This window comes from Conexibacter stalactiti (assembly GCF_033542075.1).
Classification (GTDB): Bacteria; Actinomycetota; Thermoleophilia; order Solirubrobacterales; family Solirubrobacteraceae; genus Conexibacter; species Conexibacter stalactiti.
In genome coordinates this window covers 34,086-48,639 of record NZ_JAWSTH010000044.1, presented here as the reverse complement: position 1 = coordinate 48,639, position 14,554 = coordinate 34,086, and the positions used below count along the sequence as shown (strand labels likewise).

Here is a 14,554-nt window from a genome sequence, read left to right as displayed (position 1 = left end):
CGCCGAGACGGCGTCCGCCGAGGCGCCCGCCGCCGCGCGGCCGCTGAGCCGCGCCGCGCCGGCGCGCACGCCGACCGCCGTGCCCGCGCCCGCCGAGGCGCACCCTCACGCAGTAAGGGAATGCCTTAGTCGCGCTTAACGCAACGCGCCCGCCCGCTCCACTCCGACGAGGAGGAGGAACGTGCGGGCGGGCGTGGTGCGTCGCCGGGGTTGTCCGCCTCGCTCGGTGCTGGCCGAGCGAGACGCCCCAGGTCTGGGATCAGGCGTGCGAGCCGTGCTCGCGCCCGAAGAAGCCGTGGCCGAGGAAGAGCGCGCCGAAGGCCGGCGCGTGCGACGCCGCCTCCACCGCCTCGATCTCCTCGGCGGTGCGGCGGCTGGACCGGCGGGTCAGCCGCGGGCTGCGCTGGCGCTGGGCGCGCTCATGCAGCTCGGCCGCCCGGATGTCGTTCTGGATATGGGTGAGGGCGGGGTTCATCGTGTGCTCCTGGCGTCGTTTCTGACCGTTAGGACGGTACGGCTGAGCCAGAGCGGACACATCGGGCAGATGCCGTCTCTTTGCGGGCGAAATGCCTTACCTCCGGAGGGCCGGGGCCTTACGTCGCCCAGGGGCACACGCTCCCCGCGCGCCAAGCCCTAACCTGTACCGGCCCATGGCCGACCAGTCCAAGATCCGCAACTTCTCGATCATCGCCCACATCGACCACGGGAAGTCGACGCTCGCCGACCGCATCCTCGAGGTCACCAACACCGTCGAGCAGCGCGACATGAGAGCGCAGCTGCTCGACTCGATGGACCTCGAGCGCGAGCGCGGCATCACGATCAAGGCGCAGGCCGTGCGCGTGACGTTCGAGGCCTCCGACGGCGAGACCTACCAGCTGCACCTCATCGACACGCCCGGCCACGTCGACTTCTCCTACGAGGTCTCGCGCTCGCTCGCCGCCTGCGAGGGCGCGCTGCTGGTCGTCGACGCCTCCCAGGGCGTCGAGGCGCAGACGCTCGCCAACACCTACCTGGCGATCGACGGCGGACTGGAGCTGGTCCCGGTCCTCAACAAGATCGACCTGCCGGGCGCCGAGCCCGAGCGCGTCGCCGGCGAGGTCTCCGAGCTGCTCGGCGAGGATCCCGACGACGTGCTGCGGATCAGCGCGAAGACCGGCATGGGCGTCAGAGAGGTGCTCGACCGGCTCGTCGAGAAGGTCCCGGCGCCCGCGGGCGATCCCGCCGCGCCGCCGCGCGCGCTGATCTTCGACTCCGAGTTCGACCAGTACCGCGGCGTGATCGCCTACATCCGCGTCGTCGACGGCACCTTCACGAAGGGCGAGGCGATCCGCGCGATGGCGGCCGGGACCGAGGCCGAGATCGACGAGATCGGCTTCTTCAACCCGCGCATGATCGCGGCGGCCGAGCTCGGCCCCGGCGAGGTGGGCTACCTGATCACCGGCGTCAAGGACGTCGCGATGCTGCGCGTCGGCGACACGCTGACGACCAAGCGCGGCGCCGCGACCGAGGCGCTGCCGGGCTATCAGGACGTCAAGCCGATGGTCTTCTGCGGCCTCTTCCCGATCGACTCCGACGACTACCCGGACCTGCGCGACGCGCTGGAGAAGCTGACGCTCAACGACGCCGCGCTGTCGTGGGAGCCGGAGACCTCCGAGGCGCTCGGCTTCGGCTTCCGCTGCGGCTTCCTCGGCCTGCTGCACATGGACATCGTGCGCGAGCGGCTGGAGCGTGAGTACGACCTCGAGCTGATGACGACGATGCCGTCGGTCGAGTTCGAGGTCGAGCTCTCCAACGGCGAGATCGTGCCGGTCCACAACCCGTCGGACATGCCCGATCCCTCGACGATCAGAGAGATCCGCGAGCCGTACATCCGCGCCAGCATCCTGACGCCGAAGGAGTACGTCGGCACGATCATGGAGCTGTGCCAGGAGAAGCGCGGCACGCATGCCGGCATGACCTACATGTCGGCCGACCGCGTGCAGCTGGAGTACGACCTGCCGCTGGCCGAGATCGTGCTCGACTTCTTCGACCAGCTGAAGTCGCGCACGCGCGGCTACGCGTCGCTCGACTACGAGCTGACGGGCCTGAGAACGAGCGACCTCGTCAAGCTCGACATCCTGCTCTCGGGCGATCCGGTCGACGCGCTCTCGATGGTCGTCCACCGCTCGAAGGCCCACGACGTCGGCCGCGTGCTGGCGGAGAAGCTGAAGCAGAAGATCCCGCGTCAGCAGTTCGACGTGCCGATCCAGGCGGCGATCGGCTCACGCGTCGTCGCGCGCGAGACCGTCAAGGCGTACCGCAAGGACGTCGTCGCGAAGTGCTACGGCGGCGACATCTCGCGCAAGCGCAAGCTGCTGGAGAAGCAGAAGAAGGGCAAGGCGCGGATGAAGCAGGTCGGCCGCGTCGAGGTCCCGCAGGAGGCCTTCCTCGCGGTGCTCGAACTGGGCGACACCAGATAGCGGGCAATCGGCTGGCGCCGATTGCCTTGGGAGATCGGCTGGCGCTGATCTCCCGCCGCCGGGCGTAGCGCCGACGTGCCGTCGCGCGCGCCGCGCGGCTGGCGCCCTCGCGCGCGCCGAGCTGTCAGGATGCTGGCGCGATGACGCGCCTCACGGATGCGGAACGGCGCGCGCGGCGCGAAGCGGCCCAGCAGGCGGTGCGCCGTCGTCGGCGGATCGCGAGCGGCGGGCTGCTGGCGGTGGTCGCGCTGGTCGTCGCCGTCTTCGTCGTGAGCAGCGGCCGCGGCCCGTCCGGCGACGACGTCGCCGAGGCGGAGACGACGATCGCGCGCGATGACGCGGGCAGAGCGGCCAAGGAGCGCCGCGCCGAGCGCAGACGCGCCGCCGCCGAGCGAGCCTCGACGATCGACGTCGACACGATCCCGCCGGCGAGACCGGGGCCCGCGGAGGTCCACCAGGGCGGCCCGACCGCGGGCCGGATGGTCGCGCTCACCTACGACGACGGCTACTGCGGCGCCTGCATCGCGACGCTCGTCAAGCAGCTCGAACGCACGGGCGCGCACGCGACCATCTTCCCCAACGGCTCCTACGACGGCCAGTGGAGACCGCACGCCGCGGCGATCCGCAGACTGGTCGCACGCGGCCAGCTGACGGTCGGCAGTCACACCTTCAACCACGTCAACTCCCCGGCCGTCGGGGCGGCGGCGTTCGGCGCCGACCTCGACCGCAACGAGCAGTGGATCCAGCAGACCTTCGGCCTCACCGGCCGGCCGTACTTCCGCCCGCCGTACGGCGCCTTCGACGACGGCACGCTCGCCGCCGCCGGCGAGCGCGGCTACACGAGCGTCGTGATGTGGAACGGGACGGTCGCCGACTCCAACCTGCGCTCGAAGGCGTACATCCTCAACGCGATCAGACACTGGGCGAGACCGGGCGCGATCATCCTGCTGCACGCCAACTATCCGCCGACGGCCGAGGCGCTGCCCGAGATGCTGGAGATCCTCAGACGCAAGCGGCTGAGAACGGCGACGCTCGCCGAGCTGCTCGGCGGATCGCCGTACGTCGCCGCGCGCTGAGCGGCGGCACGCGACAATGCGCCGATGGACCTCGGCCTGAGCGGGAAGCGCTGCGTCGTCACCGGCGCCAGCAGAGGGATCGGCCGCGCGGTCGCGAGAAGCCTCGCCGCGGAGGGCGCGCGGCTGCTGCTGGTCGGTCGTGACGCGCAGGCGCTGACCACGGCGGCCGCGGCGATCGCCACCGCGCCCGGCCCCGCGCCCGCCGGAGCCCGTTCGGCCGCCGCGCCGGGCGCGAGCGCGAGAGCGAGCGTGGAGACCTTCGCCGCCGACGTCACCGACCCGGCCGCCGCGGAGGCGATCGTCGCCGCCGCGCAGAAGCGGCTCGGCGGGATCGACGTGCTCGTCAACAACGCCGGCACCTCCGCCAACATCCCGCTCGGCGAGCTGAGCGAGGACGACTGGGAGCTGCAGTGGCAGCTCAACGTGCGCGGGCCCGACCGCCTGATGCGCGCCGCGGCGCCGCTGATGGCGAGAGGCGGCTGGGGGCGGATCGTCAACGTCGCCTCCTCCTCGGGCAAGCGGCCGTCGGGCACGAACGTCGCCTACTCGGTCACCAAGAGCGCCCAGCTGGCGCTCTCGCGCGCGTACGCGGAAGCGTGGGCGGCCAGAGGCGTGCTCGTCAACGCCGTCGCGCCGGGGCCGACGACGTCGGAGCTGTGGATGGCGCCCGGCGGCCTCGCCGACCAGGCGGCAGCCGCGCGCGGGCGCACGCGCGAGCAGGTGCTGGCGGCAGCGGCGGCGAGAACGCCGCGCGGCAGCCTTGGGGAGCCGCAGGAGATCGCCGCCGCGATCGTCTTCCTCTGCTCCGAGCGGGCCGCGAACGTCGTCGGCGCGTCATGGTCGGTCGACGGCGGCGCCGTGCCGTCGATCATCTGATTGAGTCCCGGACAGCCGTCCGACGCACGAGAGGAGCCTGGTGCCAGCCAACACCGACGCGGTCGGGAAGAGATACACCCCGGTCGTCTACGCCGTCGGGCGCGAGAAGGTCAAGGAGTACGCGCTCGCGGTCGGGGAGACCGACCCGCTTCACCTCGACGTCGCCGCCGCGCGCGCGGCCGGCTTCGCCGACGTCGTCGCGCCGCCGATGTTCGCCGTCGTCTACCAGTCGCCGTCGGTGATGCCGGCGCTGTTCGACCCGGAGGTCGGGATCGACTTCTCGATGATGGTCCACAGCGGCCAGGACTTCCGCTGGGAGCGGCTGGTCGTCGCCGGCGAGGAGCTGACCACGACGACGAGCGTCGCGGCGGTCAGCGAGAAGGGCGGGCTCGGCTTCTTCGACTTCGAGGTCGTGACCGTGGACGAGGCGGGCGAGCCCGTCGTGACCGGCATCTGGAAGATGCTCGTGCGAGGAGCGTGACGATGTCCGCAGAGTTCGAGCCGGGCGCTGAGCTGCCCGTCCTCACGACGACCCCGGACCGCTTTCTGACGGTCCGCTACGCCGGCGCCTCCGGCGACTTCAACCCGATCCACATCGACGAGCAGTTCGCGACGTCGGTCGGGCTGCCGGGGCGGATCCTGCACGGGCTGTGGTCGATGGCGCAGGTCGCGCGGGCGCAGACCGAGGCCGCCGGCGGCCCGGCGGCGCTGAGATCGCTGTCGGTCCAATTCCGCGGCATGGGCGTGCTGGAGCAGGAGGTCGTCGTCAGCAGCAGAGTGAAGACCGTCGAGGACGGCGTCGCGACGGTCGCGGCCGAGGCGCGTCAGGGCGACACGCGGATCATCCGCAACGCCGTCGCCGAGGTCGTCGTCACACCGCCCGCGTCCGGAAGCTGATCCGCACCGTCACCGCCGGCCCGCGGCGCGGCGTCAGCCGCACGGCGAGCGTCTGAGCGCCGCCGTCGGCGCGCAGTCGCGCGGCCGGAAGCAGCGGCGCCGGCAGCGCTCTGCCGGCGAGCGTCCAGCGCACGGCGCGCAGCAGCGCGCCGCCGCGCTGCGTGAGGCCGAACTGGAGCGTGTTGGCGCCGCCGATCACGCGCGGGACCTCGGCCCGCACGGTCACCCTGCCGCCGCCGACCGTTCGCGTGACGGCGGCGACGCGGCCGACGACGCGCCGCCCGGGACAGACGCCGTTGCGCGCCGGCGGGCGGATCGAGCTGCCCGGCCGCACGGCGCAGCGCGCCGTTCTGACTCTCAGCGGGTAGGCGTCGAGCACGCCGGCGGCGCGCATCCCGCCGGTCGTCGTGCCGCTGGTGGCGCCGGTGCCGGCGTCGCCGGGCGGCTGGGCGCCGCCGCCGGAACCGCTCTCGCTCCCGTCGCCGGATCTGGAGCCGGAGCCGCCGTCGCCCGGGACGGGTTCGCGGTTGGCCGGTCTGCCATCGCCGCTCCCGGCCGGCGCGGTCAGCAGGAGCTGGAGGCTGCGCGCCGTCGACTCGTTGCCGGCCAGGTCGAAGAAGCTCGCGCGGACGCGGTAGCTGCCGGCTCTGTCGGGCAGCGTGAGCGAGCCGCTGCCGTCGGCGCGGAGCGCGAGGGGGACGCCGAGCGGCGCCTCGGCGCCGTCGAGCAGCCGCAGCTGCGCGGAGACGGCGTCGCCCGGTCTGCCGATCACCGTGACCGTGCGCGTCCGCTGCGCCGATGACCATGGCGAGACGACGACGAGCACGCCGGCGGCGTCCGGCGGCGTGCTGTCGGAGACGTAGCGCGCCTCGACCGACGCGCTCGGCAGCGGGACGCCGCCGCGCGTGCGCACGACGCGGACGCGGTAGGTGCCGGCGGCGACCGGCAGCGCGATCGTCGCCGAGCCGTCGAGGTCGGCGTCCGGGAAGGAGCCGAGCACGGTCGTGCCGGTCTCGTCGAGCACCTCGACGAGCGCGCCGGTGACGGCGGCGTCGAGGTCGAAGACGGCGATCCGCTGGCGGCTGGTGGAGGCGCCGACGAGCATCGGCGCGCCGTCGGCGGCCGGCTCGGCCGGGGCGGTGAAGCCGGCGTCGATGGTCGCGACCGTCCCGTCGGGGCTGGTCGCGGTGACGCGGTAGCGGTATCTCGTCGCGGCTCTGAGGCCGGCGAGCGGCAGCGAGTACACCTGCGCGCCGCTGCCGGAGACGGACGCGCTGGTGGTCACGCCGTAGGCGCTCGTCGGGCCGTAGTCGATGCGGACGGTCGCCGGCTGGCCGTGCGGGTCGACGGCGCCGTGGACGCGCACCCCGACGGTGTCGGCGGAGACGGTCGCGGTCAGGTCGCTCGGCGGCGCCAGGTCGACCAGCTCCAGCGCCACGTCGTCGAGGTCGATCGAGCCGGCGACCGCCGCCGCCAGCGGCGTCGCGACGACCAGCCGCAGCCGCAGCGCGTAGCTTCTGCCCGGCGTCAGCAGCGCGGGGGCGACCGGGCCGCCGTAGGCGTTGAAGCCGGCCGACGGGGCGACCGCGCTCGCCGCCAGCAGCGGCGTCGCGGCGTCGCCGGCGCTCAGCTCGACCAGGTCGGCGGCGACGGTCGCGCCGCCGAGGTCGAGCAGCGAGCTGGAGGCGGCCCGCAGCGCGAAGCTCAGCGCGGCGACGTCCGGCCGCTGCGCGGGGGTGAACGACGGGCTCCTCCAGTCGACGGTCGTGGTCGACAGCAGCCCCAACGTCGTTCTCAGCGACGTCCGCGGGTGACCGCCGGCCTCCCAACCGGTGGCCACCTGCGGGCACGTCACGCCGGGGATCGCGAGGATCCCGCCGCAGGTCACCCCGCCGTCCTGCGTCGTCGTCGCCGTCCAGCCGGCGGTGCCGCTCGCGAAGGTGCGCGCACCCTCAGGGTGCGGCTCCCAGCTCGTCGTCGCCGCGATGGCGTTCGTCGTCCCCAGCAGCGCGATCGCTCCCACGATCGCGGCGACCGTCCGGCACGCTCTCCCAAGCGTCGGCGTCACAGCGGACCCTCCAGTGCGTGGAATCCCGGGCGTACCCCTGCCCGTTGAGCCTGTTTTCGGGATGGCAACAACAAACCTTGAGCAATCAACAGCTCTTGGCGGGTCCACGCGCTCCCGTTCGGCAGAGGCGGCGTGGTTCCGAGCGGCGGGGAACCTAGAATGAGGGGATGCTCACCCCGCGACAGGAGCTGATCCTCGGCAAGGTCGTCGAGGACTACCTCGAGACCGGCCAGCCGGTCGGCTCCAAGGCGCTCGCCGCCGACGTCGAGTGGGGACCGTCGACGATCCGCAACGAGCTGGCGATGCTGGAGGAGCACGGGCTGCTCGCGCACCCGCACACCTCGGCCGGCCGCGTCCCGACAGACGCCGGCTACCGCTACTACGTCGACCGCCTGCTGAGCCAGCCGGCGCCGACCGCCGTCGTCGCGGCGCCGCCGCTGGCGCTGTCGCTCGTGCGCCACGAGGTCGACGAGGCGATGCGCGTCACGACCGCGACGCTGTCGCAGGTCACCAACCTGCTCGCGATCGTCTCGGCGCCGCCGATCGAGACGGCGACGATCCGCCACGTCGAGGTGCTGCTGCTGCAGCCGCAGGTGCTGATGGTCGTCGTGATCACCTCGACCGGCGGGGTCTCCAAGCGCGTCTTCACGTTCGACCAGCCGGTCGACGCCGGGCTCGCCGACTGGGGCGCGAGCTTCCTCAACGAGCAGCTGGTCGGGATGGGCCTCGGCGCGCGCAAGCTGCACCTGCGGCTCGCCGACCCGACGCTGGGAATCCGCGAGCGCGGCTTCCTCGATGCGATATCGCCGGTCTTCACCGAGCTGGCCGACACCAGCGAGGACACGCTCTACGTCGACGGCGCCGCGCGCCTGGTGAGCGACTTCGGCTTCCAGGACGTGACGCAGCTCAACGACGTGATGACGATGCTGGAGCGGCGCGTCTCGCTGCTCGGCGTCTTGAGCGCCGCGCTCGTCGAGCGCGACGTCTACGTCCGCATCGGGCGCGAGAACGAGACGCCGGCGCTGCGCTCGCTGGCACTGGTGGCGGCCAGCTACGGGCTGCCGCGCCAGAGCCTCGGCACCGTTTCGGTGATCGGGCCGCTGCGGATGGACTACGACCACGCGATCCGCTCGGTGCGCGCTGCCGCCCACCAGCTGTCGCGCTTCGTCGAAGACGTCTACGACGGCTGAACGGCTGAGCGGGCGCCCTCCCTGGCGCCCGCCCAAGCTGCGTTCGTCTCGATCCGGCGTCAGCCGAGCGTGACGCGCACCTTGAAGGCGCTGCTCGACAGGCTGCCGAGGCCGATCTTCACCTTGCGGTTGAGCGGAACGACCTTCGTGACGTGGCCGACGGTGCGGCCGCCGCGCGCGAGCACGCGGATCTTCACGGTCGCCTTGCCGTTCTTGGCGCCGTTGACGCGGATCGTCACCCATGCCTTGCCGCGCGGGTTGCGCGTCAGGGAGGAGGAGGCGATCTTCGCCTTCTTCGCGGCCACGGCTCTCGTCGTGCCGCCCTGGACCTGGGCGATCGCCGCCGCCGGCACGTTCGCGGCGCTCAGCTGAGCGGGCGTCGGAGTGCCGGCGCCGGGAGCGCTCGGCTGCGGCGGGACGGGCTGCGGACCGGACTCGCCGCCCGGCACGGTCGGGATTGGCGGCGGGGTGCCACCGCTCGACGGCGCGGTGCCGAAGTCGACGCGGACGTCGCGGAAGAGGCGCTCGTCGACGAAGTGAGCGATCACGTTCACCGTCGTTCTGTTCGAGTTGAGCACCTCGATCACGGCGTTGCCGTACTGGTCCGTGCGCGTGCAGAGGCGGTTGCCGCCGAGCGGGTCTCTCACGGCTCTGAAGCCCTGGAAGACGATCAGCGACTCGGCGTTGAAGTCGGCCGAGAAGCAGACCAGCTCTCTGACGAACGGCGAACCGTCGACGTCCTGCGCGTGCGCGGTCACGAGCCGCACGTTCGCCGTCGCGGCGGTCGTGCCCTTCGGCTCGTAGAACAGCGTCTTGCTGAACAGCGAGTGGACCGTCTGCTGGAGCGTGCCCGAGCTGTGGTCCGGATCGGTCACCGGCTGGTACGGGTAACGGCCGATCGCGCTGATCTCGGCGATGCCGAGCGGATCGATCCCCTGCAGGTCGCAGCCGTTGTTGCGATCGGGCGTGACGAGCGCGTCGAAGAAGGCGTCGACGCCGGGCCGGAAGGCGACCTGCGCCTCGCCGTGCTCATCGGTGTACACGACGACCGACTGCGGTCCGAACGGCCGCTCGCGGTAGTCGTGGTCGCGGCGCAGGCAGTTGGTGTCGCCACCGGTCGCTCTGCGCAGCACGTACGCGATGTCCCAGAAGTCGTACGGGTTGCTGTTCAGGAACCCGACGAAGTTGGAGCCGTGCGATGGCCCGTCGATGCCGGAGGAGGACTCTCCCGCGGCGGTCGCCGGGATGAACGCGCGGTAGAACGGCGCGTACAGGTTGTGGGCGTAGCTGCCGCCGTCGCCGTTGCGCGAGTAGACGATCGACTTGTCGACCTTCTCCAGCGTGCCGATCCCGCTCGAGTCGGTCGGATCGCCGCTGTTGGCTCTGATGCTGAGGTCGACCCGCAGCGCCGGCATCGGCGCGTCGCCCGCGTCGATCTTGCCGTCTGGCAGGTACGTGTCGTCGGCGCGCGTCGGGTCGAACGGACCGTAGGCGCTGTCGCTCGACAGGAACGCCGTGGCGCTCAGTGCGTCCCAGGCGGAGAAGGGGCCGAGGTCGCCACCGCCGACGCAGTTGTCGACGGCGTCGATCGTGACCGGGTCACCGGGGCCGCACGGACCGGCGGGATGACCCTCGGTCGTGAGGTCGTCGTCGTGCGTGTCCCACAGCAGCGGGTCGTGGTCGGTCAGCGGATCGTCGCTGCGCGCCAGTCTGCCGGCCAGATCGGCGTAGCCCGAGGGCAGGTCGATCGCCTCGCCGAGCCCCAGCTCGGAGTAGTTGCCCAGCAGCGGGACGCTGCCGGAGACCTTCACCTGGACGCGGCCGGGGCCTTCGCCGGCGTCGAAGTTGCCGCTGGCGTCAGGGTCGCTGGCGCTCGGCAGCTGCGTCAGCACCGGGTCGTGCTGGTTCATCCAGATCGCGAGGAACTGGTGCTTCCAGACGGGCTCGCCGAAGAAGCTGGCGACGAGCTTGACCGGCGCGATGCCGGCCTTCAGCGAGACGACGTCGGCGGCCATGCACCACCGCCCCTCGTCGTCGACGTAGGAGCGGATCGTGCCCGGCTCGATCTGCGGCTTGGCGCGGTCCGGATCAGCGCCGCTCCAGTCCTCGACGAGGAAGTCGGTCGCGTACAGGTCCGCGACCGTGCCGCGCTGGGAGAGCGACTCCGACATCTCGCGCGAGACGCACGAGGCGAGCTTGATCTGCTCGCCGCGCCATGCCAGGTATGGCACGTTGGTGTCGAGCGGGTCCGTCGGCGCGGCTGTCGCGACAGCCGGAAGAGAAGCGGCGGCGCCGCCGGCGGCGAGCGTCGCGAGCAGCGCTGCACGTACCGGCCACCGTGCCGTTCGCCGCATCGTTCTGGTGATGCGCATGGGTCCTCCGTGCGGTGGAGTGATGACCCGGAAAACGTACGTTTCGGCAGGTTCGGCCGCTGGGGTGAAGTTCGGCCGCGGCTGGGGTGGAGCGCGCACGTCGCTCAGCGCGCGCCGGCCCGTTGGTGGGGGCGTTCCGAGTGTCTAGTACATCGCCGCTTCGCGCATCTGGCGGGCGACGACGACCGCCTGTCTGCGCGAGCTGACGCCGAGCTTGCGCAGGACGTGCTTGATGTGTGAGCGGACGGTCTCGGTCGTCAGCACGAGCTGGTCGGCGACCTCGTCGGTCGAGAGCCCGCCGCAGAGCAGGTCGAGCACCTCCCATTCGCGATCGGTCAGCGGGCTGCGCACCGGCCGCAACCCGGCGCCGTCCTCGCGCTGCCGGCGCAGGCAGTCGACGAGGTGGGCGGCGACGTGGCGGGGCACGATCGCCTCGCCGTCGTCGGCGGCCCGCAGCGCCCGCGGCAGCGGCTCCAGCCCGCAGCTCTTGGGCAGGTAGCCGGCGGCGCCGGCTCGCAGGCAGCGCAGCGCGACGGCGGGATCGTCCGTGCGCGCGTGGACGATCACGCGCACGTCGCGCGTGCGCTCGTGGATCTGCCGGATCGCGTCGAGTCCGCCGAGCCCCGGCAGCTCGGCCTCCATCAGCAGCAGGTCGGGCACGTAGTGGAGCGTCAACTCGACCGTCGTGCGGCCGTCGCCGGCCTCCGCGATCACCGTGATGCCCGCGGCCTGCAGCGCGTCGCGGACGGCCCGGCGCGAGAGCGGGTCGTCGTCGGCGACGATGACCCGCAACGTGCGTGTCGCGTGACGGTCCTGGTCCGCCGTGGTGTCACTCCTCGACACAGGTCACCTCCATGTGGGGATGGGGGAGGGGGCGCCCAGCATGACGGGTGGAACCGACCCCGGTGGGGGAGGAACGGCCCTGACGAGCGGCCGCATGCCAGCGGGGCCGTTCTCTCACCGGTCACATACCATGAGGGCGTGCCCACGGCGAGCGACTACTACGACCGTCTCGGCGTCCCGCGCGACGCCGACGCAGACCAGATCAAGAAGGCCTTCCGCCGCCTCGCGCGCGAGCTGCATCCGGACGTCAACAGCGACGATCCGGAGGCCGAGACGAAGTTCAAGGCCGCTGCGGAGGCGTACGAGGTGCTGTCGGACCCCGACCGCCGCGCGACCTACGACCGCTACGGCGCCGACGGCCTCAGGTCGGGGGGCTTCCAGCCGAGCGGCTTCGGCTCCTTCTCCGACATCTTCGACGCCTTCTTCGGCGGCGACGTCTTCGGCGGCGCGGGCGGCCGCGGCGGCCCGGCGCAGGGCGGCGACATCGCCGTCTCGGCGACGATCGAGCTGGGGCAGGCAGCGACCGGCACGCCGGTCGAGGTCGCCTACGAGGCCGTCATCCGCTGCGAGACCTGCCACGGCAACGGCGCCGAGCCCGGCACGCCGATCGAGACCTGCGAGCGCTGCGGCGGCTCCGGCCAGCTGCGCGCCGTCTCGCGCACGCCCTTCGGCCAGGTCGTCCGCGCGACCGCCTGCGACGTCTGCCACGGCGACGGCAGGGTGCCGAAGTCACCCTGCAAGACCTGCAGAGGCCGCGGCCGCGTCGTCGCGAGGCAGACCGTCAGCGTCGACGTCCCCGCCGGCATCTCCGACGGTCAGCGGATCCGCCTCTCCGGCCGCGGCCACGCCGGCGAGCACGGCGGCCCGCCCGGCGACCTCTACGTGCTCGTGCGCGTCGCCGAGGACGAGCGCTTCGTGCGCGACGGCGACGACCTCGTGACCGTCGTCGACGTCGCCGCGCCGCTGGCGGCGCTCGGCACGACGCTCGACGTCCCGACGCTCGACGGCCCGGTCCCGCTGGAGGTGCCGGCCGGCACCCAGCCGAACGAGACGCTGACGCTGCGCGGCAGAGGGCTGCCGGCGCTGCGGCGCGGGCGCAGAGGCGACCTGCGCGTCGTCGTCAACGTCGTCATCCCGAGGCGCCTCTCGCACGAGCAGCGGGAGCTGATGGAGCAGCTGAGCGCGTCGCTGGGCGAGGAGAACCTGCGCTCGGAAGAGGGCGTCTTCTCGAAGCTGAAACGAGCCTTCGGCGCATGATTCGCCTCGCCCTGAGAGTCGGCCGCGCCGACGCCGAGATCGCGCTCGCGGAGCTGCTGGAGCTGGCGCCGAGCGGCGTCGAGGAGGTCGACGGCGGCGACTGGGTCGAGTACGCCGTCTACGGCGCGCCCGGCGAGCTGCCCGACCTGCCGGACCTGCGCGCGGCCGTCGGCGGAGCGCTCGTCGAGGTCACGACCAGCGAGCTGCCCGACGACTGGACCGAGCGCTGGAAGGACTTCCACAAGCCGCTCGTGCTCGGCGACCGGCTGGCGGTGCGGCCGCCGTGGGAGGCGCCGCTCGGCGCCGCTGTCGAGCTGGTGATCGACCCGGCGCAGGCGTTCGGAACCGGTTCGCACGCGACGACGCGGCTGTGCCTGGAGCTGCTGCTCCAGCTCGCCGACGAGGAGCCGGAGGCGCGCGGCGAGGCCGTCGACGTCGGCTGCGGCTCCGGCGTGCTCGCGATCGCCGCCGCAAAGCTCGGCTGGGAGCCGGTCGTCGCGGTCGACTACGACCAGCTGAGCGTCGACGCGACGATCGAGAACGCCGCCGTCAACGGCGTCGCGCTCGACGTCCGCAGAGGCGACCTGCGGACGGAGACGATGCCGGCCGCCCCGACCGTGCTCGCCAACCTGCTGCGCCCGCTGCTGCTGGAGTACGCGGCCGATCTGCCGCAGCCGCCGCGGCGGCTGATCGCCTCCGGCCTGCTCGTGCACGAGGGCGACGAGATCGCCGCCGCCTTCGCCCGCCACGGCCTGGCCGAGCGCGCCCGCGTCGCGCGTGGCGAGTGGTGCGCGCTGCTGCTCGCGGCTGACTAGAGCGCCGCGAGCCAGTCGCGCAGGCCGCCGTCGAGCACCAGCTCGGTCAGCTCGTCGTAGCCGCCGGCGCCCGGGTGGGCGCCGTCGCCGGCGGCCGCCTCCTCGAGCCAGGTGCGCGACGCCAGCAACGGCTCGGCGACCGCGACATAGGGGATCCCCCGAGAGGCGCAGAGCGTCTCGAAGGCGCCGGTCAGCTCGCGGACCCGCTCGTCCCACGCCGGCTCGCCGACCGGCGGCGGCCCGACGACGAAGGCCGGCAGCTCCATCATCCGCGCGGCGTCGAGCGTCTCCGCCAGCGCCGTCGTCGACTGCTCGATGGTCAGCCGCGGCGGGTCGCCGGGCTGCTCGCCGCAGGCGTCGTTGGCGCCGACGCTGAAGACGAAGGCGCAGGTCGCCTCGGCCCGCAGACGCGGCCACGCCTCGGTCTGCCAGCGGCCGCAGACCTGCACGGAGGTCTCCCCGCGGATGCCGAGGTTGTAAGGCGTCAGCGGCGCGCAGGCGGCGGCGACGCGGCCGACCCATCCACAGCCGCGCGGATCGCCCGCGCCGGCCACGAAGGAGTCGCCGAAGAAGAGAACGCGACGGTCGTTCACCGTCAGGAGCCAACCAGATCTCGGCCGCGCGTGCAGCGTCCGCGAGCGCGCGCCGCGCCGACGCGACGCGGCTCGCTTGTGAGCCGGCCGATGCGGGCATAGCCTTCA

The 14,554-nt window shown here is 72.9% G+C and carries 13 protein-coding genes; 8 read left to right on the top strand and 5 right to left on the bottom strand.

From position 1 onward, the window contains the following. Nucleotides 1-259: 259 nt before the first annotated feature. Nucleotides 260-475: a hypothetical protein gene (locus R7226_RS16740; protein ID WP_318598346.1), complete on the bottom strand. Its 216-nt coding sequence runs from the start codon at nt 473-475 to the stop codon at nt 260-262. A 175-nt stretch (nt 476-650) separates the two neighbouring features. On the opposite strand from R7226_RS16740, the gene lepA reads away from it, so the two are divergent. The 5 genes from lepA to R7226_RS16715 all read left to right on the top strand — a co-directional run bounded on the left by lepA (nt 651) and on the right by R7226_RS16715 (nt 5,308). Then, nucleotides 651-2,459: a translation elongation factor 4 gene (gene lepA, locus R7226_RS16735; protein ID WP_318598345.1), complete on the top strand. Its 1,809-nt coding sequence runs from the start codon at nt 651-653 to the stop codon at nt 2,457-2,459. A gap of 140 nt (nt 2,460-2,599) precedes the next feature. Next, entirely contained in the window at nt 2,600-3,535 is a 936-nt protein-coding gene (locus R7226_RS16730; protein WP_318598344.1) for a polysaccharide deacetylase family protein, read from the top strand. Between the two features lie 24 nt (nt 3,536-3,559). After that, entirely contained in the window at nt 3,560-4,411 is an 852-nt protein-coding gene (locus tag R7226_RS16725; protein ID WP_318598343.1) for an SDR family NAD(P)-dependent oxidoreductase, read from the top strand. A gap of 40 nt (nt 4,412-4,451) precedes the next feature. Beyond that, entirely contained in the window at nt 4,452-4,892 is a 441-nt protein-coding gene (locus tag R7226_RS16720; RefSeq protein ID WP_318598341.1) for an FAS1-like dehydratase domain-containing protein, read from the top strand. Nucleotides 4,893-4,894: 2 nt separating this feature from the next. Then, nucleotides 4,895-5,308, top strand: a complete 414-nt coding sequence (locus R7226_RS16715) for a MaoC/PaaZ C-terminal domain-containing protein (protein WP_318598340.1) — start codon at nt 4,895-4,897, stop codon at nt 5,306-5,308. On the opposite strand, the gene R7226_RS16710 is transcribed toward R7226_RS16715, so the two are convergent. Next, nucleotides 5,283-7,376, bottom strand: a complete 2,094-nt coding sequence (locus tag R7226_RS16710) for a hypothetical protein (protein WP_318598339.1) — start codon at nt 7,374-7,376, stop codon at nt 5,283-5,285. The genes R7226_RS16715 and R7226_RS16710 overlap by 26 nt on opposite strands. 167 nt (nt 7,377-7,543) lie before the next feature. Here R7226_RS16710 and hrcA point away from each other — a divergent pair, with 167 nt between their 5' ends. Further along, complete coding sequence (hrcA, locus tag R7226_RS16705; protein ID WP_318598337.1) at nt 7,544-8,566, top strand: heat-inducible transcriptional repressor HrcA; 1,023 nt, start codon at nt 7,544-7,546, stop codon at nt 8,564-8,566. Nucleotides 8,567-8,625: 59 nt separating this feature from the next. Here hrcA and R7226_RS16700 read toward each other — a convergent pair whose 3' ends face one another. Both R7226_RS16700 and R7226_RS16695 read right to left on the bottom strand, forming a co-directional pair. Next, a complete protein-coding gene (locus R7226_RS16700; protein WP_318598336.1) occupies nt 8,626-10,938 on the bottom strand; it encodes a hypothetical protein in 2,313 nt (770 codons plus the stop codon). Nucleotides 10,939-11,082: 144 nt separating this feature from the next. Next, the gene (locus R7226_RS16695) at nt 11,083-11,781 is read right to left on the bottom strand and encodes a response regulator transcription factor (protein ID WP_318598335.1); all 699 of its coding nucleotides are present in this window, start codon (nt 11,779-11,781) and stop codon (nt 11,083-11,085) included. A gap of 138 nt (nt 11,782-11,919) precedes the next feature. Here R7226_RS16695 and dnaJ point away from each other — a divergent pair, with 138 nt between their 5' ends. Then, complete coding sequence (gene dnaJ / locus R7226_RS16690) at nt 11,920-13,038, top strand: molecular chaperone DnaJ (protein ID WP_318598334.1); 1,119 nt, start codon at nt 11,920-11,922, stop codon at nt 13,036-13,038. After that, complete coding sequence (locus R7226_RS16685) at nt 13,035-13,853, top strand: 50S ribosomal protein L11 methyltransferase (RefSeq protein ID WP_318598333.1); 819 nt, start codon at nt 13,035-13,037, stop codon at nt 13,851-13,853. The genes dnaJ and R7226_RS16685 overlap by 4 nt, the downstream gene beginning before the upstream one ends. On the opposite strand, the gene R7226_RS16680 is transcribed toward R7226_RS16685, so the two are convergent. Beyond that, nucleotides 13,850-14,446 carry a GDSL-type esterase/lipase family protein gene (locus R7226_RS16680; RefSeq protein ID WP_318598332.1) on the bottom strand — a complete coding sequence of 199 codons (597 nt, stop codon included), beginning with the start codon at nt 14,444-14,446 and terminating at the stop codon, nt 13,850-13,852. The genes R7226_RS16685 and R7226_RS16680 overlap by 4 nt on opposite strands. Nucleotides 14,447-14,554: the final 108 nt, after the last annotated feature.

Bases quoted from the DNA above. Each gene is read 5' to 3' on its own strand.
- lepA (WP_318598345.1), top strand. From the start codon at position 651: ATGGCCGACCAGTCCAAGATCCGCAACTTCTCGATCATCGCCCACATC.
- R7226_RS16740 (WP_318598346.1), bottom strand. From the start codon at position 475: ATGAACCCCGCCCTCACCCATATCCAGAACGACATCCGGGCGGCCGAG.
- R7226_RS16685 (WP_318598333.1), top strand. From the start codon at position 13,035: ATGATTCGCCTCGCCCTGAGAGTCGGCCGCGCCGACGCCGAGATCGCG.
- R7226_RS16700 (WP_318598336.1), bottom strand. From the start codon at position 10,938: ATGCGCATCACCAGAACGATGCGGCGAACGGCACGGTGGCCGGTACGT.
- R7226_RS16730 (WP_318598344.1), top strand. From the start codon at position 2,600: ATGACGCGCCTCACGGATGCGGAACGGCGCGCGCGGCGCGAAGCGGCC.
- R7226_RS16715 (WP_318598340.1), top strand. From the start codon at position 4,895: ATGTCCGCAGAGTTCGAGCCGGGCGCTGAGCTGCCCGTCCTCACGACG.
- R7226_RS16725 (WP_318598343.1), top strand. From the start codon at position 3,560: ATGGACCTCGGCCTGAGCGGGAAGCGCTGCGTCGTCACCGGCGCCAGC.
- hrcA (WP_318598337.1), top strand. From the start codon at position 7,544: ATGCTCACCCCGCGACAGGAGCTGATCCTCGGCAAGGTCGTCGAGGAC.